Origin of the sequence: Streptomyces sp. NPDC050738, from assembly GCF_040654175.1 — a bacterium.
GTDB lineage: Bacteria > Actinomycetota > Actinomycetes > Streptomycetales > Streptomycetaceae > Streptomyces.
On record NZ_JBFAHN010000005.1, the window covers coordinates 301,282 to 327,734 of the forward strand.

Below are 26,453 nucleotides of genomic sequence, written 5' to 3' on the forward strand. Positions count from 1 at the left end.
GAGGCATGGGCCCTCTTTACGCGAACGATCGCGGATCAGACCGCGACCAGGTCGCAGACGAAGATCAGCGTCTCGCCGGGCTTGATGGCACCGCCCGCACCGCGGTCGCCGTAGGCGAGGTGCGCGGGGATGACCAGCTGGCGGCGGCCACCGACCTTCATGCCCTGGACGCCCTGGTCCCAGCCGGAGATGACCTGGCCGACACCGAGCTGGAAGCGCAGCGGCGTGCCGCGGTTCCAGGAGGCGTCGAACTCTTCGCCGGTGGAGAAGGCCACACCCACGTAGTGGACGGAGACGGTGTCGCCGGCCTTGGCGACCTCGCCGTCACCCTCCCAGAGGTCCTTGATCTCCAGATCGGCCGGCGGTTCGCCGCCCGGGAAGTCGATCTCGGGCTTCTCGATGCTCACTGCGTAACTCCTCTTCAAGACGAACGGGGCAACCGGGACAGTCTTACATCACTGCCAGGATGTCGACCGCGAAGACCAGAGTGGACTTGGCGGGAATGCCCTGCGTGGCCTTGTCGCCGAACGCCTCGGCCGGCGGGATCACCAGGAGCACACGGCTGCCGACCTTCTTGCCGACCAGGCCGTCCTTCAGCCCCTTGACCGTCAGCTGCTGCATCGCGAAGGTCTGCGTCTTGCCCAGGTCGTACGTCGAATCGAACTTCTTGCCGTCCTTCCAGAGCAGGCCGACGTAGTTCAGTACGACGTTGTCCTTGTCCGTGACCTTGGCGCCGTCGCTCTCCAGCACGTAGTTGGAGACGAGCTTCGTCGGTGCGGCGGTCTTGGGGACCGTCACCGTCGGGGCCTTGCCGTCGGTGTTGGTGCCGACCTTGGGCAGCGCGGCGTCCGTCTGCGGGACTTCCTTGCCCTTGGCCGTGTTCGGGATCTGCGTGCTCTTCACGATGTCGACGACGAAGACGAGCGTCGAGTTGGCCGGGATGCTGCCCTGCGCCGTCGTGCCGTAGCCCAGGGTCGGCGGGATGGACATCTCGACGCGGCTGCCGACCTTCTGGCCCTCCAGGCCCTGGTCCCAGCCCTTGATGACATCGCCGGCACCGACGGTCAGCGAGAACGGCGCCTTGCGGTCGTAACTGTTGTCGAAGGGCGTGGTGGAAACCCACGTCTGGCCGAGGTAGTTGACCGAGACGGCGTCGCCCTTCTTGACCTCCGAGCCGTTGCCCTTGCTGATGACATCGACCTTGAGGTCCTTCGGCGGATTGCCCGTCCCCTTGGCGATGGTCGGCTTCTCACCGAACTTGGCGCCCGCGGTGATCGCGGGCAGATCGCCCGACGCAGCGGAGGAGGAGGTGGAATCGGAGCCCTTGTCGTCGCTACCGCATGCCGCGCTCAGCAGCAGCAGGGGGACGACCAGAAGGCCGGCAAGTCGGCGCACGTGTTCCTCAGATCTCAGACGGCACAGTAGTTGCCCGCCACTCTAGGGCGTGCCAAGGGCCCCGCACGAGGAACGTACGGGGCCCATGTCGTCAGGGGGTGTCCGGCGGATCATGCCGCGGTCGCGCCGGTCTGGCACGCACATCTGCGGCGTTGTCGTCGGTTGTCAACGCTCCGCGTTGACGCCCTCCTCCGCCTTGCAGCTGCACGCACCAGACCACCGCTCACCAGCAGTGAAGGGTTCGACGCCGAGCAAGGGCGGCCTGATCCGCCGGACACCCCCTGACCGAAACCGCGGCACTCACATCCCGGCGATCAGCTTCTCCACCCGGTCGTCGACCGATCGGAAGGGATCCTTGCAGAGCACGGTGCGCTGCGCCTGGTCGTTCAGCTTCAGATGCACCCAGTCGACGGTGAAGTCCCTGCGCTGCTCCTGCGCGCGGCGGATGAAGTCCCCGCGCAGCCGGGCCCTGGTGGTCTGCGGGGGCACCGATTTGCCCTCGAAGATCTTCAGGTCGTTGCAGATCCGGGCGGCCTGCCCGTTCTTCTGCAGGAGGTAGTACAGCCCGCGGCGGCGGTGGATGTCGTGATACGCGAGGTCGATCTGGGCGACCCGCGGATTCGACATGGTCATGTTGTGCTTGCCGCGGTACCGCTCGATGAGCTTGTACTTCATCACCCAGTCGATTTCGGTGCCGATCCGGTCGAGGTCCTCCGCCTCGATCGCGTCCAGCGCCCGGCCCCACAGCTCCAGGACCTTCTCGACCTCGCCCGTGCGGATTCCGCGACGGTCGACGAAGTCCACTGCCTTGTCGTAGTACTCGCGCTGGATCTCGATGGCGGACGCCTCGCGGCCGCTCGCCAGGCGCACCTTGCGCGAGCCCGTGATGTCGTGACTGACCTCGCGGATGGCCCGGATCGGGTTCTCCAGGGTCAGATCGCGCATCACCGTGCCCGCCTCGATCATGCGCAGCACGAGGTCGGTGGCTCCGACCTTCAGCATCATGGTCGTCTCGGACATGTTCGAGTCGCCGACGATGACATGGAGGCGGCGGTACCGCTCCGCGTCCGCGTGCGGCTCGTCACGGGTGTTGATGATCGGCCGGGAACGGGTGGTGGCGGAGCTGACACCCTCCCAGATGTGCTCCGCGCGCTGGCTGACGCAGAACACCGCACCGCGCGGCGTCTGCAGCACCTTGCCTGCCCCGCAGATCAGTTGGCGGGTGACGAGGAACGGGATGAGGATGTCCGCGAGCCGGGAGAATTCTCCGTGGCGTGCGACGAGGAAGTTCTCGTGGCAGCCGTAGGAGTTTCCTGCCGAGTCGGTGTTGTTCTTGAAGAGATAGACGTCGCCCGCGATTCCCTCCTCGTGCAGGCGGCGTTCGGCGTCGACGAGCAGGCCTTCGAGAATGCGCTCGCCGGCCTTGTCGTGCGTGACCAGCTCGGTCACGTTGTCGCATTCGGGAGTTGCGTATTCCGGATGCGAACCCACGTCGAGGTAGAGGCGGGCGCCGTTCCGCAGGAAGACGTTACTGCTGCGGCCCCATGACACAACACGGCGGAAGAGGTAGCGCGCCACTTCGTCAGGAGACAGTCGGCGCTGTCCCCTGAACGTGCACGTGACGCCGTACTCGTTCTCCAGCCCGAAAATGCGGCGGTCCATGACTGAACATTACGCCTGATGGCCTGTCCTGAAACCGGGTTCGACAGCCCCGTTTCGATCATTTTCGGAAGCGGATACGACATGACCCGGGCGCTCCGGAGCTGCGAGGACCCGCTGAGTGGCCAGCAGTACCAGCAGTGCGGCGGCCCCTCCGCCGCCCGCCGCGGCGAAGCCGGCCGCGACTCCGCCGTACTGGACCGCCGGTCCCGCGGCGGCCGTTCCCAGGGCCGCGCCGACCCCGAACGTGGTCACCAGCCAGGAGAAAGCCTCCGTCACCGTGCCGCGCGGAGCGTGCCGGTCGACGACGATGAACGCACAGGCGATGGCAGGCGCCAGGAAGATCCCGGCAAGCGTCGTCAGCACCGTCATCGCCACCACGCCGGGCACCAGCATCAGGGGCAGATAGCCGACGGCCAGGAAGCCGACGAGGACCCGAAGTCGTTTTTCGGCCGCCCCCGCCCACTGCCTCGCCCCGTACACCAGACCGCCGAGGAGGGCGCCGAGTCCGATCGCCGCCATCAGCGTTCCGTACACCACGTCTCCGCCGTGCTCGTCCGCGTACGCGACCGAGGCGACCGTGATCGAGCCGAGTGCCAGTCCGACGAAGAAGAACGCGCCGAGCAGCGCGAGGAGTCCGCGCGAGCGGAGCGCGCCCAGCCAGTGCGCCTCGCGGGGCGCCGAACGCCAGGTCCTGGACGGCTCGGAGAGGACCACGGAGAGCGCCCCCAGGACGCCGATCAGGTTGATGGCGACCACCGCAGCCGCCTCCGACCAGAGTGCGACGGCGAGCGTGAGCATCAACGGGCCCACGGTGAACATGACTTCCTGGGCCACCGCGTCCATCGCGTACGCGGCGTGCACCCGGTCCTCGCTTTTGAGGACGCCGGGCCACAGCGCGCGCAGCCCGCCTTCCAGCGGTGGCGTGAAAAGACCGGCGATCAGCATCGCGACATACGCGAGGGCCACCGGGTCGATGCCGACGGCGGCGAAGAGCACCATGCCGAGCGCCGAGACCACGGCGGCGGGCAGCATCACGCGCGGCTGCCCGTACAGGTCCACGGCGCGGCCGAGCAGCGGCTGGCCGACGGCCGTGGCGATGCCGTAGACCGCGGACAGGGCGCCGGCCAGGGAGTAACTCCCGCCCTCGGCACGGACGAAGAGCACCACGGCGATGGCTGCGGTCGCATTCGGCAGCCGGCCGACGAGGGTGCCGGTCAGCAGCCTCGCCACATGCCGGGTCCCGAGGAGTTCCGCGTATCCCGCGGCCATGTCCTGCCCCTTGTCTCCCCGGCCCGCCGCCGAAGTGTTACGTATAACGTCCGGGGTTATACGTACCATGTGCGCAGACCAGGAGTCCAGACGCCCGGAGGCCAGCGTGACCCGCACCGAAGCCGGTGTCCCACCGCGCCCCACCAGTCGCGATGTCGCCCGTGCCGCAGGGGTCTCCCAGGCCACGGTCTCGCTCGTACTGGGTGAGAAGTGGCGCGGCAGGGTCTCGGCGCGTACGGCGGAACTCGTCCGTGACGCCGCCGCCGAACTCGGCTACCGCCCCAATCTGGCGGCCCGCAACCTCCGGCTCGGCTCCACCAGGACCGCCCTGCTCGTCGTCCCGGCGCTCACCACCGAGTTCTTCGCCCGCGTCTACACCGGCGCGGCCGAGGCCGCCGGCGAACACGGCTTCGGCGTCGTGCTCTACCCCTCCCCCGACGGCGTCGGCCCGGCCAGGGACCCCTTCGCCTCCGCCCGCGCCGCACTCGACGGAGTGATCGCCTCCTCCATCGCCGTCGACGCCCTCACCTCCATCCGCTCGTCCGGCCTGCCCCTGGTCATGCTCGACAGCGACCCCGCCGAGGCGAGCGCGGCCGCACATGTGAACCTCGACATCGCCGACGGCATGCGCCAGGTGACGGACCATCTCCTGGCCCTGGGCCACCGGGACTTCCTGCATCTGGCGTCGTCCGTCGACTCCTGGACCTTCGACGTACGGGCCGAAGCGCTGCACAAGGCTCTGCGCGGTACGCGGGTCCGCACGGTCAAGGCCCCGCTCAACGTGGATGCCGCCAGGCAGGCCGCGGAAGCGGCCCTCTCGGGCCCCGGGCCGCATCCGACCGCCATCGTCTGCGACGACGACATCATGGCCGCCGGCGCCTGCAAGGCCGCCCGGCGCCTCGGGCTGCGCGTCCCCGAGGATCTCTCCGTCACCGGCTTCGACGACCTGGCCCTGGCGACCGCCATCGAGCCCGAACTCACCACCGTGGCCCTTCCCGCCGAGCAGATCGGCCGGCGCGGCATGGAAGCCCTCCTGGCCGTTCTGGACGGCGCCCCGCCCGCACCCGGCCCCCTTCTCCCCGTCCGGCTCCTCGTCCGGGGCTCCACGGCCCCGCCGCCGTCCGCCTGAACGCACGCCCCGCACACCCTGGAAACGCCACAGTGCCCCGGACCGCACGGGCGATCCGGGGCACCGCAGTACAACTGGGCGGACTACTCGTCCTCTTCCTCGTCGGAAGGAACGTCCGTCTTCGCGCTCGCCGCATCGTCCGCGGCGAGCAGCCGCGAGAGCTGACGCCCGACGATCCGCTTGAACTTCCGCTGCTGCGGCCTCGTACGGTCCAGGACCGCCACCTCGAGCCGCTCCGCGGGAATCTCCCGCTCACTGCCGTTGGTGTCCCGCGACAGCGCCTGTACGGCAAGCTTCAGCGCTTCCGCCAGCGTCATGCCGTCACGGTGCTGCTGATCGAGGAACGTACTGATCTGCTCGGCATTGCCACCGACCGCGACCGAACCGTGCTCATCCACGATCGAACCGTCATGGGGAAGGCGGTAGATCTGATCGCCCTCGGCCTCGCTGCCCACCTCGGCGACGACCAGCTCGACCTCATACGGCTTCTCGGCCGCACTCGAGAAGATCGTGCCCAGCGTCTGGGCATACACATTGGCCAGCCCACGGGCCGTCACATCGTCACGGTCGTAGGTGTATCCGCGCAGGTCCGCGTAGCGCACACCGCCGATCCGCAGGTTCTCGTACTCGTTGTACTTGCCGGCGGCCGCGAAGCCGATCCGGTCGTAGATCTCGCTGAACTTGTGCAGCGCACGGGACGGGTTCTCGCCGACGAAGACAATGCCGTCGGCGTACTGCAGCACAACCAGGCTGCGACCACGGGCGATGCCCTTCCGGGCATATTCCGCCCGGTCGGCCATGGCCTGCTGAGGTGAGACATAGAACGGCGTCGACACCGGCTATCCGTCCCTTTCTGTCAGTGACGAGTGCATCGGAGAGGTCCCAGATCCTCAGAGCAGCGCGGCGCGCGGCCCGTCGGGCTGTTCCAGGCGCCGCTCGATGATGGAGCGGGCCAGCTCGGAGCTCTCCGCGTCGCTCAGTCTGCGGAAGCCCTCATCAGTGATGACGGTGACGATCGGATAGATCCGCCGGGCCACGTCAGGGCCGCCGGTCGCCGAGTCGTCGTCGGCGGCGTCGTACAGCGCCTGGATGACCAGTGTGGTGGTCTCCTCCTCCGTCAGATCGCCGCGGTAGAGCTTCTTCATGGAGCCCTTGGCGAAGATCGATCCGGAGCCGGTGGCCGCGTAACCGACCTCTTCGGAGCGGCCGCCCGTGACGTCGTACGAGAAGATCCGGCCCTTCTCGCGGTCGACGTCGTACCCGGCGAACAGGGGCACAACCGCCAGTCCCTGCATGGCCATTCCGAGATTCCCGCGAATCATGGTGGAGAGCCGGTTGGCCTTGCCCTCCAGGGAGAGCGTCGTCCCCTCGACCTTCTCGAAGTGCTCGAGCTCCAGCTGGAAGAGCTTGACCATCTCGACGGCGAGGCCGGCGGTGCCCGCGATTCCGACCGCCGAGTACTCGTCGGCCGGGAAGACCTTCTCGATGTCGCGCTGGGCGATCATGTTGCCCATGGTCGCCCGCCGGTCACCGGCGAGGACGACCCCGCCGGGGAAGGACGCGGCGACGATGGTCGTGCCGTGAGGCGCCTGGATCGCACCCTGCACGACCGGCAGGGGTCGGTTGCCCGGGAGCATCTCGGGCTGGTGGTCGGTCAGGAAGTCCATGAAGGAGGACGACCCGGGCGTCAGGAAGGCAGCTGGTAGACGCCCGGTGCTACGAGTGTTGGCTTCCACGCGTTTCCTTCCAGGTAAGCGATGGCCCGACGGAGGGTGTCGGGATCATCTCCCAACTTGCCGATGCCTGAATTGCAGTTGAAGCACAGTACGCCACGGACCCTACCCGTCTGACGGCATTGATCCACATGAACTCGAGGGTGCGATGGGATGCCTTGCCGCACGCGAAGGCACCCCACCACCGTTCACATCCGTGGACTACTGTCCACCCTTTTGAACGAAGGAACGCACGAAGTCCTCGGCGTTCTCCTCGAGCACGTCATCGATCTCGTCGAGAACCGAGTCGACGTCGTCGCTCAGCTTCTCCTGGCGTTCCTTGAGGTCCTCGGAGCCCTGCGCATCCTGCGCAACCTCCTCGGTCTCCTCGGTGGAACGCGTCGCCTTCTGCTGTCCGCCGCCGGTGTCCTTGGTCGCCATCTACCTCACCCCGCTCGGTTCGATGCTCTTGATCAGACCCTACAAGCGGGGTCCGACATTGGCCCGGTACTTCTCTGAACGTCCGGGCTCACCTTGATGTTTCCCCTCCGCCGGACTTTTCAGCCCCCGGACAGCACCCGGACCAGGTCTTCCGCGGTCCGGCACCGGTCGAGGAGCTCCTTGACGTGGTTGCGGGTCCCGCGCAGCGGCTCCAGGGTGGGCACCCGCTGCAGCGAGTCCCGGCCCGGCAGATCGAAGATCACCGAGTCCCAGGAGGCCGCCGCGACGTCGTCGGCGTACTGCTCCAGGCAGCGGCCGCGGAAGTACGCCCTGGTGTCCTCGGGGGGCTTGGTCTCGGCCCGTACGACCTCGTCCTCGTCCAGGATCCGCTTCATCTTGCCGCGGGCCGCCAGACGGTTGTAGAGCCCCTTCTCGGGCCGTACGTCCGCGTACTGGAGGTCCACCAGATGCAGCCGTGCCGCGTCCCAGTCGACGCCGTCCCGGCGGCGGTAGCCCTCCAGGATTTCGCGCTTGGTGATCCAGTCGAGCTCGCCCGACAGGCTCATCGGGTCGTTCTCGAGCCGGTTGAGGGTGTCCTCCCAGCGCCCCAGGACGTCCTTCGTCTGCTCGTCCGCATCGGCGCCGTAGCGCTCCTCGACGTACTTGTGCGCCAGCTCGAAGTACTCCATCTGAAGCTGTACGGCGGTCAGCGTGCGGCCGCTGCGCAGCGTGATCAGGCGCTGGAGCGTCGGGTCGTGGGAGACCTGGTGCAGGGTGCGCACCGGCTGGTCGACGGCGAGGTCCACGTTGATGAAGCCGTCCTCGATCATCGAGAGGACGAGAGAGGTGGTGCCGAGCTTGAGATAGGTGGAGATCTCCGAGAGGTTCGCGTCGCCGATGATGACGTGCAGGCGGCGGTACTTCTCCGCGTCGGAGTGCGGTTCGTCGCGGGTGTTGATGATCGGGCGCTTGAGGGTGGTCTCCAGACCCACCTCGACCTCGAAGTAGTCGGCGCGCTGGCTGATCTGGAAGCCGTGTTCGTGGCCGTCCTGGCCGATGCCCACCCGGCCGGCTCCGGTCACGACCTGGCGCGAGACGAAGAACGGGGTGAGGTGGCGCACGATGTCCGAGAAGGGGGTCTCCCGCTTCATCAGATAGTTCTCGTGCGTGCCGTACGAGGCGCCCTTGTTGTCGGTGTTGTTCTTGTAGAGATGGATCGGCTGCGCGCCGGGGAGCTGGGCGGCGCGTTCGGCGGCCTCGGCCATGATGCGCTCGCCGGCCTTGTCCCACAGGACGGCGTCGCGCGGGTTGGTGACCTCGGGCGAGCTGTACTCGGGGTGTGCGTGATCGACGTAGAGCCGCGCCCCGTTGGTGAGGATGACATTGGCGAGGCCGATGTCCTCGTCGGTGAGCTGACTGTTGTCGGCGGCTTCGCGGGCGAGGTCGAAACCTCGTGCGTCCCGCAGCGGGTTCTCCTCCTCGAAGTCCCAGCGGGCGCGGCGCGCCCGGTGCATCGCCGCCGCGTAGGCGTTGACGATCTGGGACGAGGTGAGCATGGCATTGGCGTTGGGGTGGCCAGGGACGGAGATGCCGTACTCCGTCTCGATGCCCATTACTCGCCGTACGGTCATGCGGCCCTCCTTGCCCGGCGTCGCTCCCCTTCGGGAGCGGCGCTCAAGTACCGCTGTAGCTCCGGTGCGTGTGCGGTGCCCGTCCCCGCACGGCGCGTCTTGGCGGTACCGAAGAGCCTAGAACGCCTTTGCGCTGGTGGGGAGATCAATTACGTGTTTGCTCATGAGTGGTTGTGGCTGGGCGGAAATGCGAACCGGCTGCGGGTGCCCGGCGGGGCGCCCGCAGCCGGTCTGTGTGCTGCAGGTACTGCGTATTACAGGTACTGACCGGTGTTGGCCACCGTGTCGATGGAGCGTCCGGTGTCCGCGCCCTGCTTTCCGGTGACGAGCGTGCGGATGAAGACGATCCGCTCGCCCTTCTTGCCGGAGATACGGGCCCAGTCGTCGGGGTTGGTGGTGTTGGGCAGGTCCTCGTTCTCCTTGAACTCATCCACGCAAGCCTGGAGGAGATGGGAGACGCGGATGCCCTTCTGGCCCTGCTCGAGGAAGGCCTTGATGGCCATCTTCTTGGCCCGGTCGACGATGTTCTGGATCATCGCGCCGGAGTTGAAGTCCTTGAAGTACAGGACTTCCTTGTCGCCGTTGGCGTAGGTCACCTCGAGGAAGCGGTTCTCCTCGGTTTCGGTGTACATGCGCTCGACGACGGACTGGATCATGCCCTGGACAGCGGCGTCCTGGCTGCCGCGGTTCTCCGCCAGGTCGTCCGCGTGCAGAGGCAGCGAGGACCTGAGGTACTTGGCGAAGATGTCCTTCGCCGCCTCCGCGTCCGGGCGCTCGATCTTGATCTTCACATCGAGTCGTCCTGGGCGCAGGATCGCGGGGTCGATCATGTCCTCACGGTTGGAGGCACCGATGACGATGACGTTCTCCAGGCCTTCCACGCCGTCGATCTCGGCGAGCAGCTGGGGGACGATGGTGTTCTCCACGTCCGAGCTGACACCGGATCCGCGGGTGCGGAAGAGGGATTCCATCTCGTCGAAGAAGACGATGACGGGGGTGCCCTCGCTCGCCTTCTCCCTCGCACGCTGGAAGACGAGGCGGATGTGCCGCTCGGTCTCACCGACGTACTTGTTGAGGAGCTCGGGGCCCTTGATGTTGAGGAAGTAGCTCTTCCCCGTGGGCTGGCCGGTCACCTCGGCGACCTTCTTGGCCAGCGAGTTGGCGACGGCCTTGGCGATGAGTGTCTTGCCGCAACCGGGCGGGCCGTAGAGCAGGATGCCCTTGGGCGGCCGCAGCTCGTGTTCCTTGAAGAGGTCGGGGTGGAGGTAGGGGAGCTCGACCGCGTCCCGGATCAGTTCGATCTGGTCGCCCAGGCCGCCGATCTTGTCGTAGTCGATGTCCGGAACCTCTTCGAGGACCAGGTCCTCGACCTCGCTCTTGGGGACTACTTCGTAGACGTAACCGGACCGGGAGTCGAGCAGCAGGGCGTCGCCGGGGCGGATGGTGATGTCCAGGAGTGGCTCGGCGAGCCGCACCACCCGCTCCTCGTCGGTGTGCCCGACCACCAGGGCGCGCTCGCCGTCCTCGAGGATCTCCTTGAGGGTGACGATGTCCCCGGCGCGCTCGAATTCCATGGCCTCGACCACGTTGAGCGCTTCGTTGAGCATGACTTCCTGGCCACGCCTGAGCTCTTCGAGCTCGACGCTGGGACTGACGTTCACCCGGAGCTTGCGGCCCCCGGTGAAGATGTCGCATGTGCCGTCCTCATTGGCCTGCAGGAAGACTCCGAAGCCGGCCGGCGGCTGCGCTAGCCGGTCGACTTCCTCCTTGAGGGCCACGATCTGATCGCGGGCCTCGCGGAGTGTGTTGGCGAGCCGCTCGTTCTGGGCGGACACGCCTGCCAGATTGGTCTGCAGCTCGACGATCCGCTCTTCGAGAATCCTCGTATGGCGCGGAGAGTCGGCAAGCTTGCGGCGCAGGACGGCGATTTCCTGCTCAAGATAGGCAACCTGACCGGCGGGGTCCTCGGACCCTCGCGCGGGCCGGATGCCGCGGTTGATGTCGTCGTCGTGGGCTGCCACGGTCCTCACCTCCTCCAGGGGGAGCTGGACGCTTCCTGACCCTACCTGGGCAGGTGGGCGTTGAAACCTAGATCACAAAGACGGTCGGAGTGTGTCCGATCTTTACCCTTGCGCACTCCCTCACGCCAGGGGGATACCCACCCATCAACATCGGCAAAGCGGGCGGTTGTATCGTCGAAGTGTTCAACACCCGTCAGGGCTGGCTTCATTTGGTTCGACAGCGCAGGAAACGGCAGGGGAAATGACCGTGCAGCACGAGGCTGTGACCGACGAGAGCGCCCAGTCCCTCGAGGTCTGGATCGACCAGGACCTCTGCACTGGTGACGGCATCTGTGTGCAGTACGCGCCGGACGTTTTCGAGCTGGACATCGATGGTCTGGCGTACGTGAAAAGCGCCGACGACGAGCTCCTGCAGACGGCCGGCGCCACAACACCCGTCCCGCTGACGCTCCTGACGGACGTCGTGGACTCCGCGAAGGAGTGCCCGGGCGACTGCATCCATGTACGACGCGTTTCGGACAGGGTCGAGGTCTACGGCCCCGACGCGGAATAACGGACCGCCCGCACCCCGCTCACCGGCTCAGGGCCCCGTAGCCGTGACCGGTCACATGCTCTGCGCTTCGGCCTGGGCGGACCGCAGGAACGTGCCACCCTGCCAGTGCCACTTGGCCTTCTCCTGGACATCGGGGCAGCAGCGCGGGACCGCGTCGGTGGTATAGCCGAGCAGTGTCGCCGTCACGTCGCCGTCCTGGACCGCGAGGTCCGTGACGCTCTGCTTGAGCGCCGGGTCGAGCAGGGTCGCGACCAGGCGGGGTGCGCCGCCCTTGGCGGTGGGGCGGGTGAGGACGTAGATGGCGCTGGGCGGGGTGCCCGATCCCGCGGCGCAGCGGACCACCGCGACCGTTTCGGGGCTGCCGTCGCCGTCGAGGTCGCCCGAGACCTGCTTCACGACCGCCGGTTTCGCGGCGTCGCACTTCAGCGGGAAGACCGCCCCGACGGTGCCGGGGGGCGTGGTGGTGGGTGGCCCGGCCTGTGACGCGGTGGCGGCGTCGGGCTGGAGGAAACCTGCGGCGGCGACGACCGCGGCCATCGCGGCGGCTGTGGCGAGCCAGTGGACCGGACGGGTCCGGGTGTGCGCGAGATCCGGGAGCGCGGAGGGCTGCACGCGGGATGTCTCCTGTGGGGCAGTTGCTGGTGGGGGTGGCGTGAATAGTGCCACACGTCACAGGAGCATGGAACGGCGGGGTTCGTAAGGTCAACGTAAAGACGCCGCCGCCGAGTTCCCCGGTGTACGGGACGAACTCGGCGGCGGCGTCGGTGCGTTACGGGTTACGCGGTCAGTCGTCGGCGGGGGCCGCACCGCGCTCGCTGCCGGGGCCGGTGTAGTCGTCGCCGTACGCGCCCTTGGAGGGGCGGCGGCGGCGCATGGGCGGCTCGACGCCGTCCGCGAGACGGCGGGCGGTGACGAGGAAGCCGGTGTGGCCGATCATCCGGTGGTCGGGGCGGACCGCGAGACCCTCGACGTGCCAGTTGCGGATCATCGACTCCCACGGCTGGGGCTCGGCGAAGCAGCCGATCTCCCTGATGGATTCGACGGTGCGCGAGAGCTGGGTGGTGGTGGCCACGTAGCAGCAGAGGATGCCGCCGGGGACGAGGGCCTTGGAGACGGCCTCCAGGCACTCCCAGGGGGCGAGCATGTCCAGCACCACGCGATCGACGTCGGTGTCGGAGAGGTTGTCCTGGAGGTCGCCGACAGTGAGCTGCCAGGCGGGGTGCGGGCCCCCGAAGTAGCGCTCGACGTTCTGGGTGGCGATCTCTGCGAAGTCTTCGCGGCGCTCGTAGGAGTGCAGCATCCCGTGGTCGCCCACGGCGCGGAGCAGGAAGCTGCTGAGCGAGCCGGAGCCGACGCCCGCTTCCACGACGCGTGCGCCGGGGAAGATGTCCGCGAAGGCGATGATCTGCCCCGCGTCCTTGGGGTAGACCACGGCTGCACCGCGGGGCATGGACAGGACGAAGTCGGGGAGCAGGGGGCGCAGCGCCAGGTAGGCGACGTTCCCCGTGGTACGGACAACACTGCCCTCGGGAGCACCGATCAGCTCGTCGTGCGGGAAAGAACCCTTGTGGGTGTGGAAATTCTTTCCTGCTTCGAGCGTGAAGGTGTGGTGGCGTCCCTTGGGGTCGGTGAGCTGGACCTGGTCCCCGACTTTGAGGGGCCCGCGTCGGCGGGCGGCACCGGTCGGTTCGGACATGTGACCAGCCTACCGGCCCTAGGAGCCGGGTCGCGCCATCGCTGCTACGAATGCACGTTCGACATCGGCGGTGGAGAGCACGCCGTAGATCGAACCGTTCTCCTCGATCACCAGGTACTCGGTGGCGGGGTTGGCGCGCAGCGTGTCAAGCAGCGCTTCGCCGGCCAGTTCGGCGGGGACCTTCATCCCGTCGGTGAGCTCCTGCGCCAGCCCGCTGACGGCGACCCAGGGGCGCCGGTGCTCAGGGACGCCGACGATGGCCGCTTCCCTGACCAGCGCCGTGGGGTCGCCCTGCCCGTCGACGATCACGAGTGCGCGGGCGCCCGCCTCATTGGCGCGGCGCAGCGCTTCGGAGAGCGGGGTGTTCGTCTCCACGGGGACCGCGCGCCGGGTGAGGGCGCGGGCCTGGAGCTCGGGGAGGTGCTCGCGGAGCCGTGCCATGCGCAGGCTGTTGCCCGCACCGGTCCAGATGATCGCGGCGAGGATCGCGGCGAGCAGCGCGTCGGTGACGGTGGTCATCCCGCCGATGTCCGCGGTGTCGTTCCCGAGTGCGCCGGTGTGGGTGAGCAGGGGCAGCCCGATGAGGACGGTGACCGCGAGGGCCCGGCCGAACCAGGCGGCGGCGATGGTGCCGGTCATCGGCCTGCCGGTGATCTTCCAGACGACGGCGCGCAGCATCCGGCCGCCGTCGAGCGGCAGGCCGGGCAGCAGGTTGAAGGCCGCCACGATGAGGTTGGAGATCATCAGACCCGCGAGGAGCACACCGGGGACGGTGCCGGGCTCGACGGCCTTCATACCGAGGTAGAAGATCCCGGAGAGGATCAGCGAGAGAAGAGGGCCGACGAAGGCCAGGACGAATTCCCGGCCGGGGGTGTCGGACTCCTTCTCGATCTCGGAGACTCCGCCGAAGAACTGCAGTTGGATGCGGCGCACGGGGAGCTTGAAGCGCAGGGCCGCGACCGTGTGGGCGAGTTCGTGGACGAGTACGGAGGCGTAGAAGGCGACGGCGAAGAAGAGGGAGACGAGGTAGCGCGCGGCGCCCAGTTCGGGCAGTACGCGGTCGAGCTGGCCGCCGAAGACCCAGGTGATGAGCGCGGCCACCAGGAACCAGCTGGGCGCGACGTAGACGGGGACACCGAAGGGGCGTCCCATGAGGATGCCGCCGCCGGGTTCGTCGCGGCGCCGCGGCTTGTCGCCGTCGGGGGTGGCACCGGGATTCGCTTCCCCGGTACCGGACTTGCCGGACTGGGGACTCCCGCTGTCGCCGCTCTCGTCCACGATGTCCCTTCGATTCCCACTCGGAGCGCCCCCTGTGAGGAGGGGCCTGGTGACGATGGTATGCGGATGACTGTCAGTGGCGGGCCGTAGGGTCTTCGTCATGACTACCGCTCAACCGCCTTCGTCACTCTCTCCTTCCCGCGCGAGCGATTTCATGCAGTGTCCGCTGCTGTACAGGTTCCGGGTGATCGACAAGCTGCCCGAGAAGCCGAGCGCGGCGGCGACGCGCGGCACGCTGGTGCACGCGGTGCTGGAGAGGCTCTTCGACAATCCGGCCCAGGAACGGACGGCGGTGCGGGCGAAGGGGCTCGTCCCGGGGCAGTGGGACCGGCTGCTGGAGTCCAAGCCGGAGCTGGCCGGACTGTTCGGTGAATCCCCCGACGGGACGGCGGGCGCGGATCTGGCGACGTGGCTGCAGGAGGCGGAGCAGCTCGTCGAACGGTGGTTCACGCTGGAGGACCCGACGCGTCTGGAGCCGGCCGAGCGCGAGCTGTTCGTGGAGACCGAGCTGGCTTCGGGGCTGCGGCTGCGCGGCATCATCGACCGGGTCGACGTGGCGCCCACCGGCGAGGTGCGGATCGTCGACTACAAGACGGGCAAGGCCCCGCGCCCGGAGTACGCGGAGGGCGCGCTCTTCCAGATGAAGTTCTACGCGCTGGTGGTGTGGCGCCTGAAGGGCATCGTGCCGCGGCGGCTGCAGCTGGTGTATCTCGGCAATGGCGAGGTGCTGACGTACGACCCCGTGGAGGCCGATCTGGAGCGGGTGGAGCGCAAGCTGCACGCGCTGTGGGAGGCGATCAAGGAGGCCACCGCGACGGGCGAGTGGCGGCCGCGGAAGACGAAGCTGTGCGGCTGGTGCGACCACCAGGCGGTGTGTCCGGAATTCGGAGGCACGCCGCCGGTCTATCCGCTCACCGTGCGCCCCGTGGAGTCGCCGTAGAGGCGTCAGGGCAGAATGGGCCCGGTCTACTGAAGGAGTTCCCGTGGCGATCCGCGTCCTACTGGTCGACGACCAGCCGCTGCTGCGCACCGGTTTCCGGATGATCCTGGAGGCCGAGCAGGACATCGCGGTGGTCGGCGAGGCCGGGGACGGCCTCCAGGCGCTCGACCAGGTGCGGGCGCTGCAGCCCGATGTGGTGCTGATGGACATCCGGATGCCCCGGATGGACGGGGTCGAGGCGACCCGTCAGATCACCGGACCGGGCCGCGACGGCCCGGCCAAGGTGCTGGTGCTGACGACGTTCGATCTCGATGAGTACGTGGTCGAGGCCCTGCGCGCCGGTGCGAGCGGTTTTCTGCTCAAGGACGCGCCCGCTGTCGAGCTGGTCCAGGCGATCCGGGTGGTCGCATCGGGCGAGGCGATGCTGGCGCCGAGCATCACGCGCCGGCTGCTCGACAAGTACGCGGAGCACCTGCCGTCCGGCGAGGACCCGGTGCCCGACACCCTGCACACGCTCACCGAGCGCGAGGTCGAGGTGCTGAAGCTGGTGGCGCGCGGCCTTTCCAATGCGGAGATCGCCGCTGATCTGTTCGTCAGCGAGACCACGGTCAAGACGCATGTGGGCCATGTGCTGACCAAGCTGGGTCTGCGTGACCGGGTGCAGGCCGCGGTGTACGCGTACGAGAGCGGGCTGGTCCGTCCCGGCGCCCAGTAGCGGACGGGGCGCCGGGACGGCCGGTCACGGTCAGCTCTTGGCGATCTCCCAGAATCGGAAGACCGTCGAGGCGTCCAGGGTCCACTCGAGGCCCGTGATGTTCTGGTGGGCGACGGCGTACTGCTTGCCCTGCCAGAGCGGGAGGATCGGCAGGTCCGCGGCGACGACGTTCTGGAGCTTGCCGAACTCCGAGGTCGTCGTGCCCCGGTCCGCCGCGGCGGAGGTCGACGGGATGATGTCGTCGGTGATCGTCGAGTTGGCGTAGTTGTTGGCCAGCACGTTGCCCTTGCCGAAGAACGGCGAGGTGAAGTTGTCCGGGTCCGGGTAGTCGGGGACCCAGCCCTTCACGTACACGCCGTACTTGCCGGCCGCGATGCCCTTGTCGTACTCCTCGATGGGCACCGACTTGACCGTCGCGTCGAACAGCCCGCTGGCGTTCAGCTGCTTGGCGATGGCCTTGAACTCGTCGTCGGTGGCGGGTCCGTAGCGGCTGGGCGTGGACCAGAGCGTGAGCTTCACCTTCTTGTCGACACCCGCCGCGTGCAGAGCCTGCTTGGCCCGTGCGGGCTGCGGGGTGCCCCCGTAGGTGTCGAAGAAGGCCGTGTTGTGGGCGGCGATCCCGGCGGGGACGATCGAGTAGAGCGGCTCGGCGGTGGACCGGTAGACGTCCGTGACCAGGGCGCTGCGGTCGATGAGGAACGCCATCGCCTTGCGTACGCCGATGTTGCCGACGACCGGGTCCTTCACGTTGAAGACCAGGTGCTGGACCTCGGCGCTGGTGCCCTCGATGATCTGGATGCCGTCGTCGCTGGTGGCGGAGGCCTGCTGGAGGCTCTCCATGTCCTTGGCGGTGAGGCCTCGGTAGGCGAGGTCGATCTCGCCGTTCTTGAGAGCCGCGCCCAGGGCCTTCTGGTCACCGTTGAAGAGCTTCATCGTCATGCCGGTGTTCTTGGCCTCGGCGGTGCCCTTGTACTTCGAGTTGACCGAGAAGACCGCTTCGCTCTTGGAGTACGAGTCCAGGTTGTAGACGCCCGAACCCACCGCCTTGCCGTCCTTGCGCAGCTTGTTGAACGCGTATTCACGGTGGTCGACGATGGAGCCGGCACCCGAGGCGATCTTGCTGGGGAAGGTGGCGTCGGGGGTGTTGAGGCGGAAGACGACGGTCTTCTTGTCCGGTGTCTCGATCTTGTCGATCGTGGTGAGGAGCGGCATCGGGCCGGCATCGTCGTTGATCTTCGCGACGCGGTCGAAGGAGTACTTGACGTCCTCCGAGGTGAGGCTGTCGCCGTTGCTGAACTTGAGCCCGTCGCGCAGCGTGCAGCGGTAGACCGTCGACCCGCCCTTGTCGAAGCCGCACTCCTTGGCGGCCTCGGGCTCGGGCGTCGCGCTTCCCTTGGGAAAGCTCATCAGCGACTGGAACACGTTGTTGAACAGCAGCCAGGAGCCCGGGTCGTAACCCGCGGCCGGGTCCGTGGACTGGATCTCGTCAGACATTCCCATGACGATCGGCTTGCCCGTGCCGCCGGAGCCGCCCTCGCCGCTGCCGCAGCCGGTGAGCAGGCCGGCCGCCAGCCCCGCAGCAAGCGGGGCCGACAGCCATTGGTTACGTATCCTCACGCGCAGGTGCCTCACTGATTCGGTGAATTGCTTGCCGGCGCGCGGCCTTCGCGTCCGGTGTACTGCTCGGCGTCAGCTCACGCCGCGGCCGAGCTCCCAGAGCTGGAGATCGGACGAGGAGTTGACCGCCCATTCGACGCCGGTGATGTCGTCGCGTGCGGCGACGTACTGCTTGCCCTGCCAGATGGGCAGGACCGGCACGTCGTTGGCGACGATGTCCTGGACCTTTCCGAAGGTCGCGGACGCCGCGTTGCGGTCGGTGGCCTTCCGCGATTCGGGGATGTAGGTGGTACGGATCGCGGTGTTGACGTACGGGGTGTTGAGGAAGTTCCCCTTGTCGAGGAACGGCGCGATGTAGTTGTCCGGGTCCGGGAAGTCGGGGAACCAGCCGAGGCCGTAGACCGCGTACGTGTTCTTCTTCTGCGCCGGGCGGTACTCCGACCACTTGGTGCCCTGGACGGTGACGTCGAAGAGACCCGAGGCGTTCAGCTGCTCCTGGAGCACCTTGAACTCCTTCGCCGTGCCCGAGCCGTAGTGGTCGGTCGTGTAGTGCAGCACCAGCTTCACCGGGGTGTGGATGCCGGCCGTACGCAGCAGCGAGGCGGCCTTGGTCCTGCTCGGGTCGCCGTACTTGTTGAAGAAGGAGTTGCTGTGGCCGGAGATGCTGGTGGGGATGAGGGAGTACAGCGGCTCCGCGGTCGCCCCGTACACCTGGCTGGCGAGCCGGCCGCGGTCGATGACCTGGGCCATCGCCTGGCGGACCGCCTTGTTCTTGACCGACGGGTCGTTGGTGTTGAAGGCCAGGTAGCGGATCTCCAGGCCGGGCAGCTCGACGAGGTTGATGCCCTGCTCCGGGGCGGTGGACATCTGCTGGATCTGCTCGGGCGACATGGTGCGGGTCATCATGTCGATGTCGCCGGACTTGAGGGCCTTGCCCATCGCGTCGGCGTCGGGGAACGAACGGAGTTCCACCTTGTCGTTCTCGATCTTCAAGTCACCCTTGTAGTTCGGGTTCTTGGTGAAGACCGCCTTGACGACCTGATCGCCCTTGGTCTCGGTCTTGAGGGTGTACGGGCCCGATCCGTCGACCTGCAAGCCTTCGCGCAGCTTCTTCGGGGCGTAGGTGTCCTTGTCGACAATGCCCGCGGCAGGCGTGGAGAGCTTGTACGGGAAGGTCGCGTCGGGTGTCTTCAGGTGGAACACGACTGCCTGGTCGCCCGCGGGCTCGATGGTGTCGATGTTCTCCAGCAGGGAGACGGGCCCCGCCTCGTCGTTGATGTTCCGCACGCGGTCGATGGAGTACTTCACATCGGCCGAGGTGATGGCCTTGCCGTTGGCGAACTTCAGCCCGCCGCGCAGCGTGCAGCGGTAGCTCTCGTTCTCGTGGTCGGTGAAGTGGCAGTCGCTGGCCGCGTCCGGCACGGGCACACCGCCGCCGCGCGGCACGTGGACCAGGGTCTGCACGGTCTGGCGCAGGATGTTCCAGGCGCTCGCGTCATAGGCGTACGCCGGGTCGAAGGGTGCGGGGGTGTCCTTCGTGGCCTCGTACGCGTCCGTGGTGCCCACGACGATGGCCTTGCCACCACCGCCGCTGCCCGATCCGCCGCATGCGGCGAGCACGGGAGCCAGCAGGCACACGGTGGCCGACAGCACCAAGGTCTTGCGGTTCATCCTGGACGTTCTCCCTCATCCCACGCTGGGATACAGCGGTCTGCTTGACACTCCGCCGCTGCCGCTTGTGTGGAGCAGCGCGATCGGGGCCGGGTACAGAGCGATCAGTCCTGTGTTCTCAGCGCTGGGTGGGCGCTGGGCCACGAGTGGGGGTGCGGCGGAGTTCTCGCGATGAGATTAGTGGGCTGCGTCAGGAAAGCTGGAACTACGACGAGTTGAGGACTAATCGTCGGCCCAACGCGAATACGGGTGCACCGATTTCAGAGCGCAGGAATGTTTCCGTACACCCGCCCACCAACTGGGACACATGGGGCGCGAATCCGGACACATGGGAGCACCTCTACACGTCAACTCTCCACTGTCGACGGCCTGTCGGGTGACAAAGGTCACGCCCGGGGCAGCTTTGACGGGGCGTGAATTACCCGGTGGGGTGCTCACGGAAAATACACGGTCCGCTGCCGAGAGTTTCCCCCTTCATTCGGGGAAACACGCTCGGTGCACGGATCAGTGCATTCCCGTGATCAAGGTCGACAGAAAGGCAAGGTCGACTTCTTCGAGCGATCCGACGACCACCCGGCCCGACGCGGGGGCGATCGGTGCGACGGACGGCACGGCCACGACGCGGCAGCCCGCGGCCTCGGCGGCGGCCACTCCGGTGGCCGTGTCCTCGATGACCGCGCAGCGGGCCGGTTCGGCTCCGAGGCGGGCCGCCGCGAGGAGATACGGGTCGGGGTGCGGCTTGGTGCGCTCCACCTCGTCGCCTGCGACGGTGAGGTGGAAGTGGGAGGGGCCCAGCGAGGTGACGATCCGGTCGATGATGCGCCGGTGGGAGGCGGAGACCAGGGCCGTGGGCACCCGGTGCGCGGCCAGTTCGGCGAGCAGCCGGGCGGCTCCGGGCATCAGCGGCACACCGCGGGTGATGCGCTGCTCGAAGCGGTCGTTGAGCAGCACAGTGAGCTCGGGAAGCGTGATGTCGGCGCCCGTGGCCTCGATGAGGTAGCCCGCGCTGCGGGTCATGGGTCCGCCGACCACGATGTGCTTCCAGGTCGGGTCGAGCCGGTGTCCGAGGTCGGCGAAGACCTCGACCTCGGCGTCCCACCAGAAGCCCTCGGTGTCGACGAGGGTTCCGTCCATGTCGAGGAGGACCGCTTGGAGGGCCGAGCCTTCGGCCGTACGTGTACTGGGCGCGGGGACCGTACTTGTCATCCGGGCACACCTCCTGAAGGGACGAGAAGGCCGGCCGCCTCCCAGGTGAGGGAGGCGACCGGCCTGCACTGGACCGACCAGTGTACGTCTCGATCGCTTAGCGCGCGTTGAAGTATTTCGCCTCGGGGTGGTGGATGACGATCGCGTCCGTGGACTGCTCGGGGTGGAGCTGGAACTCCTCGGAGAGGTGTACGCCGATGCGCTCGGGCTGGAGCAGGTCGGCGATCTTCGCGCGGTCCTCGAGGTCGGGGCAGGCGCCGTATCCGAGGGAGAAGCGGGCTCCGCGGTACTTCAGGTCGAACATGTCCTTCACGTCCGCGGGGTCTTCGCCGGCGAAGCCGAGTTCGTAGCGGACGCGGGAGTGCCAGTACTCGGCCATGGCCTCGGCCAACTGCACGGACAGGCCGTGCAGTTCGAGGTAGTCGCGGTAGGAGTTGGCCTCGAAGAGCTTGGCGGTCTCCTCGCCGATGCGTGAGCCGACGGTGACGACCTGCAGGCCGATGACGTCGGTCTCGCCCGAATCCTCGGGGCGGAAGAAGTCGGCCAGGCACAGACGGCGGCCGCGGCGCTGGCGCGGGAAGGTGAAGCGGGTGCGCTCGCTGCCGTCGTCGTTGAGGAGGATCAGGTCCTCGCCCTTGGAGACACAGGGGAAGTAGCCGTACACCACGGCCGCCTCCAGGAGGTTGCCCGTGTGCAGCTTCTCCAGCCAGCCGCGCAGGTGCGGGCGGCCCTCGGTCTCCACCAGCTCCTCGTAGGAGGGTCCGCCCTTGCGGGCCTCCTTCAGCCCCCACTGGCCCTTGAAGAGGGCGCCCTCGTCCAGCCAGGACGCGTACTCCTTGAGCTGGATGCCCTTGACGACGCGGGTGCCCCAGAAGGGCGGGGTGGGGACGGGGTTGGTGGTGGAGACGTCGGAGCGGACCGAGCCCTCGGGCTCCTCCACGACGTCCAGGACGGCCGTGTCCCGTTTGGGGACGCGGCGTTGCTTGAGCTCGGGCAGTACGGCGCCGGGGACGCCGCGCTTGACGCCGATCAGGGCGTCCATCAGGCGCAGGCCCTCGAACGCGTCGCGGGCGTAGCGGACTTCGCCCTCGTAGATCTCGTGCAGGTCCTGCTCGACGTACGCGCGGGTGAGTGCGGCGCCGCCCAGGATGACGGGGAAGTCGGCCGCCATCTTGCGCTGGTTGAGCTCCTGGAGGTTCTCCTTCATGATCACCGTGGACTTGACCAGGAGGCCCGACATGCCGATGACATCGGCCTTGTGTTCCTCGGCGGCTTCCAGGATCGCGGCGACGGGCTGCTTGATGCCCAGGTTGACCACGTTGTAGCCGTTGTTGGTGAGGATGATGTCGACGAGGTTCTTGCCGATGTCGTGGACGTCGCCGCGCACGGTGGCGAGCACGATGGTGCCCTTGCCCTCGGAGTCGGACTTCTCCATGTGCGGTTCCAGGTGGGCCACCGCGGTCTTCATGACCTCCGCGGACTGGAGCACGAAGGGCAGTTGCATCTGGCCGGAGCCGAAGAGCTCGCCGACGACCTTCATGCCCTCCAGGAGGGTGTCGTTGACGATGTCGAGCGCGGGGCGGGTCTCGAGGGCTTCGTCGAGGTCGGCCTGCAGGCCGTTCTTCTCGCCGTCGATGATGCGGCGCTGCAGGCGCTCTTCCAGGGGCAGCGCGAGAAGTTCCTCGGCGCGGCCCTCCTTCATCGACTTCATGTTGACGCCCTCGAAGAGCGCCATGAGCTTCTGCAGCGGGTCGTAGCCCTCCGCGCGCCGGTCGTAGATCAGGTCGAGGGCGACCTTGACCTGCTCCTCCTCCAGGCGGGCGATGGGCAGGATCTTCGAGGCGTGGACGATCGCCGAGTCGAGGCCGGCCTTGACGCACTCGTCGAGGAAGACGGAGTTGAGGACCACGCGGGCGGCCGGGTTGAGGCCGAAGGAGATGTTGGACAGACCCAGGGTGGTCTGTACGTCCGGGTGGCGCTGCTTCAGCTGACGGATCGCCTCGATGGTCGCGATGCCGTCCTTGCGGGACTCCTCCTGGCCGGTACAGATGGTGAAGGTCAGGGTGTCGATGAGGATGTCCGACTCGCGGATGCCCCAGTTGCCGGTCAGGTCGGCGATCAGCCGCTCGGCGATGGCGACCTTGTGCTCGGGGGTACGGGCCTGGCCTTCCTCGTCGATGGTCAGCGCGATCAGGGCCGCTCCGTGCTCCTGGGCCAGCGCGGTGACCTTCGCGAAGCGCGACTCGGGGCCGTCCCCGTCCTCGTAGTTGACCGAGTTGATGACCGCACGCCCGCCGAGCTTCTCCAACCCGGCCCGGATGACGGGCACTTCGGTGGAGTCCAGGACGATGGGCAGGGTCGAGGCGGTGGCGAAGAGGCCGGCCAGCTTGTCCATGTCGGCGACGCCGTCGCGGCCCACATAGTCGACGCAGAGGTCGAGCATGTGCGCGCCCTCGCGGATCTGGTCGCGGGCCATCTCCACGCAGTCGTCCCAGCGGGCCTCCAGCATGGCCTCGCGGAACTTCTTCGAGCCGTTGGCGTTGGTGCGCTCGCCGATCGCCAGATACGCCGTGTCCTGGCGGAAGGGGACCGTCTGGTAGAGCGAGGCGGCGCCCGGCTCGGGGCGCGGGTCGCGGACGGGCGGGGTGAGGTCGCGGACCCGCTCGACGACCTGGCGCAGGTGCTCGGGCGTCGTACCGCAGCAGCCGCCGATGAGCTGGAGGCCGTAGTCGTTCACGAAGGTCTCGTGCGCGTCCGCCATCTCCGGCGGGGTCAGCGGGAAGTACGCGCCGTCCTTGGTCAGGATGGGCAGACCGGCGTTGGGCATGCACATCAGCGGCGTCGTGGAGTGGCGTGCCAGATAGCGCAGGTGCTCGCTCATCTCGGCAGGGCCGGTCGAGCAGTTGAGGCCGATGAGGTCGATACCGAGGGGCTCCAGCGCGGTCAGCGCGGCGCCGATCTCGGAGCCGAGGAGCATCACGCCGGTGGTCTCGAAGGCGAGCGAACAGACGAGAGGCACGTCGATCCCGAGCGCCTCCATGGCGCGGCGGGCGCCGATCAGGCTGGACTTGGTCTGCAGCAGGTCCTGGGTGGTCTCCACGATCAGCGCGTCGGCACCACCGGCGAGGAGGCCCTCGGCGTTCTTCTGGTAGCCGTCGCGGATCGTGGCGTAGTCGATGTGTCCGAGCGAAGGCAGCTTGGTGCCCGGGCCGATGGAGCCGAGCACCCAGCGCTGGCGGCCGTCGGCGGCCGCGAACTCATCGGCGACCTCACGGGCGATACGGGCGCCGGACTCGGACAGCTCGTGGATCCGGTCGGCGATCTCGTACTCGGTGGCAGCCGTGTGGTTCGCACCGAAGGTGTTCGTCTCGACGCAGTCCACGCCGACCGCGAAGTACTCGCGGTGCACCGATGAAACGATGTCGGGGCGGGTGAGGTTGAGAATCTCGTTGCAGCCTTCGAGGTCCTGGAAATCCTCAAGGGTGGGATCCTGCGCCTGGAGCATGGTGCCCATCGCACCATCGGCGACGACGACCCGGCTTGCAAGGGCTTCGCGCAGTGCGGCGGCGCGGTCACGGGCGGACGGAGGGGTCGGCAACGAGGCCATGGAAAGTGCTCCCTGGGGTGCGACGGCTGTCGGCTTTGCGCCCTCCGGCAGGACGGCGCACCGGGCCAGCCTAGCGGGGGCGTCCAGGGGACCGTGAAGGTGTCCCACGAGGCGGACGCCTGACCGCGCACTGGCACCGGGTCGGCATCGGCCGATACTGTTCAGCATTGTCGAACACCGTGAAGGAGGGCCGGTTCATGGCCAAGAACATCCAGTCGCTCGAACGGGCCGCCGCGATACTGCGGCTCCTCGCGGGCGGCGAGCGGCGGCTCGGCCTGTCCGACATCGCCTCCTCCCTCGATCTGGCCAAGGGCACGGCACACGGCATTCTGCGCACCCTTCAGCACGAGGGGTTCGTGGAGCAGGACCCGGCCTCCGGCCGCTACCAGCTGGGCGCGGAACTGCTGCGGCTGGGCAACAGCTATCTGGATGTGCACGAGCTGCGGGCCCGCGCACTGGTCTGGACGGACGACCTGGCCCGCTCCAGCGGCGAGAGCGTCTATCTGGGTGTCCTCCACCAGCAGGGCGTGCTGATCATCCACCATGTCTTCCGCCCGGACGACAGCCGGCAGGTCCTGGAGGTCGGGGCGATGCAGCCGCTGCACTCCAGCGCGCTGGGCAAGGTGCTCTCGGCGTACGACCCGGTGGCACACAGTGAGGTCGTCGAGACGGAGCGCAAGGTCTTCACCCCGCGCACGATCAGCGCCCGGGAGGACTTCGAGTCCGTACTGGACATCACCCGGGCCCGCGGCTGGGCCGCGGATGTCGAGGAGACCTGGGAGGGCGTGGCCTCGGTGGCCGCCCCCATCCACGACCGGCGCCGGATGCCGGTCGGCGCGGTCGGCATCACCGGTGCGGTGGAGCGGGTCTGCACCAAGGACGGCGAGCTGCGGCCCGAGCTGGTCGCCGCCGTACGGGACTGCGCGCGGTCCGTTTCGCGCGATCTCGGTGCCAGTCGGTTCTAGCGCGGTCACGGACCGAGTTCCTGGTCACAGAACCCTTGACGTTGTGTTAACCGCCGAGTAACACTCTCGTTCAACGGTCGGCATTGTCGAACACCTACCGGTAATACGAGTTAGAGTGTGACAACGCCAAGGGCCGGCAACGTTCCCCTGGACGAAGGACAAAGGAGTCGCGGGTGTCCAGCTCCGACATCTTCATCGGCGAGACCATCGGTACCGCCGTGCTCATCCTGCTCGGCGGCGGCGTCTGTGCCGCCGTCACGCTGAAGCGCTCAAAGGCAAAGGACGCGGGCTGGCTCGCGATCACGTTCGGCTGGGGATTCGCCGTTCTGACCGGCGCCTACCTCGCGGGCGGCGTCTCCGGCGCTCACCTCAACCCGGCAGTCACCATCGGCCTCGCGATCGAGGGCGGCACCAAGTGGAGCGACGTACCGCTCTACCTGGCCTCGCAGCTCCTCGGCGCGATGATCGGTGCCGTACTGGTCTGGGCCGTCTACTACGGCCAGTTCCACGCGCACCTGAACGATCCCGAGATCGCGAAGACCAAGAACGACGGGCCTGCGGGCCCCGTCCTCGGTGTCTTCTCCACCGGTCCCGAGATCCGCAACGTCGTGCAGAACATGGTCACCGAGATCATCGCCACGGCCGTGCTCGTCCTGGCGATCCTCACCCAGGGCCTCAACAACGACGGCAACGGTCTCGGCACGCTCGGCGCGCTGATCACCGCGCTCGTCGTGGTGTCGATCGGCCTCTCGCTCGGCGGGCCCACCGGCTACGCCATCAACCCGGTCCGCGACCTCGGTCCGCGCATCGTGCACGCCCTGCTCCCGCTGCCCAACAAGGGCGGTTCGGACTGGAGCTACGCATGGATCCCGATCGCGGGACCGCTGATCGGCGGCGCCATAGCTGGTGGCCTCTACAACCTCGCCTTCGCCTGAGCCGAATCGA

General features: G+C 67.9%; 22 protein-coding genes and 1 pseudogene. 6 read left to right on the forward strand and 17 right to left on the reverse strand.

The window, feature by feature from the left end; translation table 11 throughout:
- Window positions 1–35: 35 nt before the first annotated feature.
- From AB0H78_RS15810 to AB0H78_RS15825, 4 genes are all read right to left on the reverse strand, one after another.
- The gene (locus tag AB0H78_RS15810) at window positions 36–407 is read right to left on the reverse strand and encodes an FKBP-type peptidyl-prolyl cis-trans isomerase (RefSeq protein ID WP_363234945.1); all 372 of its coding nucleotides are present in this window, start codon (window positions 405–407) and stop codon (window positions 36–38) included.
- Window positions 408–450: 43 nt separating this feature from the next.
- Window positions 451–1,395, reverse strand: a complete 945-nt coding sequence (locus AB0H78_RS15815) for an FKBP-type peptidyl-prolyl cis-trans isomerase (protein WP_363234946.1) — start codon at window positions 1,393–1,395, stop codon at window positions 451–453.
- A 300-nt stretch (window positions 1,396–1,695) separates the two neighbouring features.
- A complete protein-coding gene (pafA, locus tag AB0H78_RS15820) occupies window positions 1,696–3,057 on the reverse strand; it encodes a Pup--protein ligase (RefSeq protein ID WP_363234947.1) in 1,362 nt (453 codons plus the stop codon).
- 9 nt (window positions 3,058–3,066) lie between these two features.
- A complete protein-coding gene (locus AB0H78_RS15825) occupies window positions 3,067–4,326 on the reverse strand; it encodes an MFS transporter (protein WP_363234948.1) in 1,260 nt (419 codons plus the stop codon).
- 67 nt (window positions 4,327–4,393) lie between these two features.
- Between AB0H78_RS15825 and AB0H78_RS15830 the strand changes: the two genes are divergently transcribed.
- Entirely contained in the window at window positions 4,394–5,455 is a 1,062-nt protein-coding gene (locus AB0H78_RS15830) for a LacI family DNA-binding transcriptional regulator (protein ID WP_363234949.1), read from the forward strand.
- An 83-nt stretch (window positions 5,456–5,538) separates the two neighbouring features.
- On the opposite strand, the gene prcA is transcribed toward AB0H78_RS15830, so the two are convergent.
- From prcA to arc, 6 genes and pseudogenes are all read right to left on the reverse strand, one after another.
- Window positions 5,539–6,291, reverse strand: a complete 753-nt coding sequence (gene prcA / locus AB0H78_RS15835; RefSeq protein WP_329114726.1) for a proteasome subunit alpha — start codon at window positions 6,289–6,291, stop codon at window positions 5,539–5,541.
- Window positions 6,292–6,345: 54 nt separating this feature from the next.
- A complete protein-coding gene (prcB, locus tag AB0H78_RS15840) occupies window positions 6,346–7,191 on the reverse strand; it encodes a proteasome subunit beta (RefSeq protein ID WP_363234950.1) in 846 nt (281 codons plus the stop codon).
- A pseudogene (locus AB0H78_RS15845) lies at window positions 7,143–7,331 on the reverse strand (endonuclease domain-containing protein); the annotation flags it as partial. The gene prcB and the pseudogene AB0H78_RS15845, both read right to left, overlap by 49 nt.
- 58 nt (window positions 7,332–7,389) lie before the next feature.
- Window positions 7,390–7,608, reverse strand: a complete 219-nt coding sequence (locus AB0H78_RS15850; protein ID WP_206961727.1) for a ubiquitin-like protein Pup — start codon at window positions 7,606–7,608, stop codon at window positions 7,390–7,392.
- A 119-nt stretch (window positions 7,609–7,727) separates the two neighbouring features.
- Window positions 7,728–9,239: a depupylase/deamidase Dop gene (gene dop, locus AB0H78_RS15855; RefSeq protein WP_363234951.1), complete on the reverse strand. Its 1,512-nt coding sequence runs from the start codon at window positions 9,237–9,239 to the stop codon at window positions 7,728–7,730.
- 254 nt (window positions 9,240–9,493) lie between these two features.
- Window positions 9,494–11,260 (reverse strand): proteasome ATPase, encoded by a 1,767-nt coding sequence (arc, locus tag AB0H78_RS15860; protein WP_363234952.1) that lies wholly within the window; start codon window positions 11,258–11,260, stop codon window positions 9,494–9,496.
- A gap of 241 nt (window positions 11,261–11,501) precedes the next feature.
- On the opposite strand from arc, the gene AB0H78_RS15865 reads away from it, so the two are divergent.
- On the forward strand, window positions 11,502–11,813 hold the full coding sequence (locus tag AB0H78_RS15865) for a ferredoxin (RefSeq protein WP_363234953.1): 312 nt from the start codon (window positions 11,502–11,504) through the stop codon (window positions 11,811–11,813).
- A gap of 51 nt (window positions 11,814–11,864) precedes the next feature.
- On the opposite strand, the gene AB0H78_RS15870 is transcribed toward AB0H78_RS15865, so the two are convergent.
- From AB0H78_RS15870 to AB0H78_RS15880, 3 genes are all read right to left on the reverse strand, one after another.
- Entirely contained in the window at window positions 11,865–12,425 is a 561-nt protein-coding gene (locus tag AB0H78_RS15870) for a hypothetical protein (RefSeq protein ID WP_363234954.1), read from the reverse strand.
- A 172-nt stretch (window positions 12,426–12,597) separates the two neighbouring features.
- A complete protein-coding gene (locus AB0H78_RS15875) occupies window positions 12,598–13,509 on the reverse strand; it encodes a tRNA (adenine-N1)-methyltransferase (RefSeq protein WP_363234955.1) in 912 nt (303 codons plus the stop codon).
- 18 nt (window positions 13,510–13,527) lie between these two features.
- Complete coding sequence (locus AB0H78_RS15880; RefSeq protein WP_363234956.1) at window positions 13,528–14,787, reverse strand: site-2 protease family protein; 1,260 nt, start codon at window positions 14,785–14,787, stop codon at window positions 13,528–13,530.
- Between the two features lie 100 nt (window positions 14,788–14,887).
- On the opposite strand from AB0H78_RS15880, the gene AB0H78_RS15885 reads away from it, so the two are divergent.
- Both AB0H78_RS15885 and AB0H78_RS15890 read left to right on the forward strand, forming a co-directional pair.
- Window positions 14,888–15,727 (forward strand): RecB family exonuclease, encoded by an 840-nt coding sequence (locus tag AB0H78_RS15885; RefSeq protein WP_363234957.1) that lies wholly within the window; start codon window positions 14,888–14,890, stop codon window positions 15,725–15,727.
- Between the two features lie 43 nt (window positions 15,728–15,770).
- Entirely contained in the window at window positions 15,771–16,442 is a 672-nt protein-coding gene (locus AB0H78_RS15890) for a response regulator transcription factor (protein ID WP_363234958.1), read from the forward strand.
- A 30-nt stretch (window positions 16,443–16,472) separates the two neighbouring features.
- Here the strand turns inward: AB0H78_RS15890 and AB0H78_RS15895 are convergent, their stop codons facing one another.
- The 4 genes from AB0H78_RS15895 to metH all read right to left on the reverse strand — a co-directional run bounded on the left by AB0H78_RS15895 (window position 16,473) and on the right by metH (window position 24,543).
- The gene (locus AB0H78_RS15895) at window positions 16,473–18,059 is read right to left on the reverse strand and encodes an ABC transporter substrate-binding protein (RefSeq protein ID WP_363234959.1); all 1,587 of its coding nucleotides are present in this window, start codon (window positions 18,057–18,059) and stop codon (window positions 16,473–16,475) included.
- A gap of 72 nt (window positions 18,060–18,131) precedes the next feature.
- Complete coding sequence (locus AB0H78_RS15900) at window positions 18,132–19,730, reverse strand: ABC transporter substrate-binding protein (RefSeq protein ID WP_363234960.1); 1,599 nt, start codon at window positions 19,728–19,730, stop codon at window positions 18,132–18,134.
- A 504-nt stretch (window positions 19,731–20,234) separates the two neighbouring features.
- Entirely contained in the window at window positions 20,235–20,936 is a 702-nt protein-coding gene (locus tag AB0H78_RS15905; protein ID WP_363234961.1) for an HAD family phosphatase, read from the reverse strand.
- Window positions 20,937–21,033: 97 nt separating this feature from the next.
- Complete coding sequence (gene metH, locus AB0H78_RS15910; RefSeq protein ID WP_363234962.1) at window positions 21,034–24,543, reverse strand: methionine synthase; 3,510 nt, start codon at window positions 24,541–24,543, stop codon at window positions 21,034–21,036.
- 197 nt (window positions 24,544–24,740) lie between these two features.
- Between metH and AB0H78_RS15915 the strand changes: the two genes are divergently transcribed.
- Window positions 24,741–25,508, forward strand: a complete 768-nt coding sequence (locus AB0H78_RS15915; protein ID WP_363234963.1) for an IclR family transcriptional regulator — start codon at window positions 24,741–24,743, stop codon at window positions 25,506–25,508.
- A 173-nt stretch (window positions 25,509–25,681) separates the two neighbouring features.
- Window positions 25,682–26,443: an MIP/aquaporin family protein gene (locus AB0H78_RS15920; protein ID WP_363234964.1), complete on the forward strand. Its 762-nt coding sequence runs from the start codon at window positions 25,682–25,684 to the stop codon at window positions 26,441–26,443.
- The last annotated feature ends 10 nt before the right edge of the window (window positions 26,444–26,453 follow it).

Bases quoted from the DNA above. Each gene is read 5' to 3' on its own strand.
- AB0H78_RS15865 (WP_363234953.1), top strand. From the start codon at position 11,502: ATGACCGTGCAGCACGAGGCTGTGACCGACGAGAGCGCCCAGTCCCTC.
- AB0H78_RS15900 (WP_363234960.1), bottom strand. From the start codon at position 19,730: ATGAACCGCAAGACCTTGGTGCTGTCGGCCACCGTGTGCCTGCTGGCT.
- AB0H78_RS15830 (WP_363234949.1), top strand. From the start codon at position 4,394: ATGTGCGCAGACCAGGAGTCCAGACGCCCGGAGGCCAGCGTGACCCGC.
- dop (WP_363234951.1), bottom strand. From the start codon at position 9,239: ATGACCGTACGGCGAGTAATGGGCATCGAGACGGAGTACGGCATCTCC.
- AB0H78_RS15825 (WP_363234948.1), bottom strand. From the start codon at position 4,326: ATGGCCGCGGGATACGCGGAACTCCTCGGGACCCGGCATGTGGCGAGG.
- AB0H78_RS15885 (WP_363234957.1), top strand. From the start codon at position 14,888: ATGACTACCGCTCAACCGCCTTCGTCACTCTCTCCTTCCCGCGCGAGC.
- AB0H78_RS15875 (WP_363234955.1), bottom strand. From the start codon at position 13,509: ATGTCCGAACCGACCGGTGCCGCCCGCCGACGCGGGCCCCTCAAAGTC.
- metH (WP_363234962.1), bottom strand. From the start codon at position 24,543: ATGGCCTCGTTGCCGACCCCTCCGTCCGCCCGTGACCGCGCCGCCGCA.
- AB0H78_RS15850 (WP_206961727.1), bottom strand. From the start codon at position 7,608: ATGGCGACCAAGGACACCGGCGGCGGACAGCAGAAGGCGACGCGTTCC.
- pafA (WP_363234947.1), bottom strand. From the start codon at position 3,057: ATGGACCGCCGCATTTTCGGGCTGGAGAACGAGTACGGCGTCACGTGC.
- AB0H78_RS15905 (WP_363234961.1), bottom strand. From the start codon at position 20,936: ATGACAAGTACGGTCCCCGCGCCCAGTACACGTACGGCCGAAGGCTCG.
- AB0H78_RS15915 (WP_363234963.1), top strand. From the start codon at position 24,741: ATGGCCAAGAACATCCAGTCGCTCGAACGGGCCGCCGCGATACTGCGG.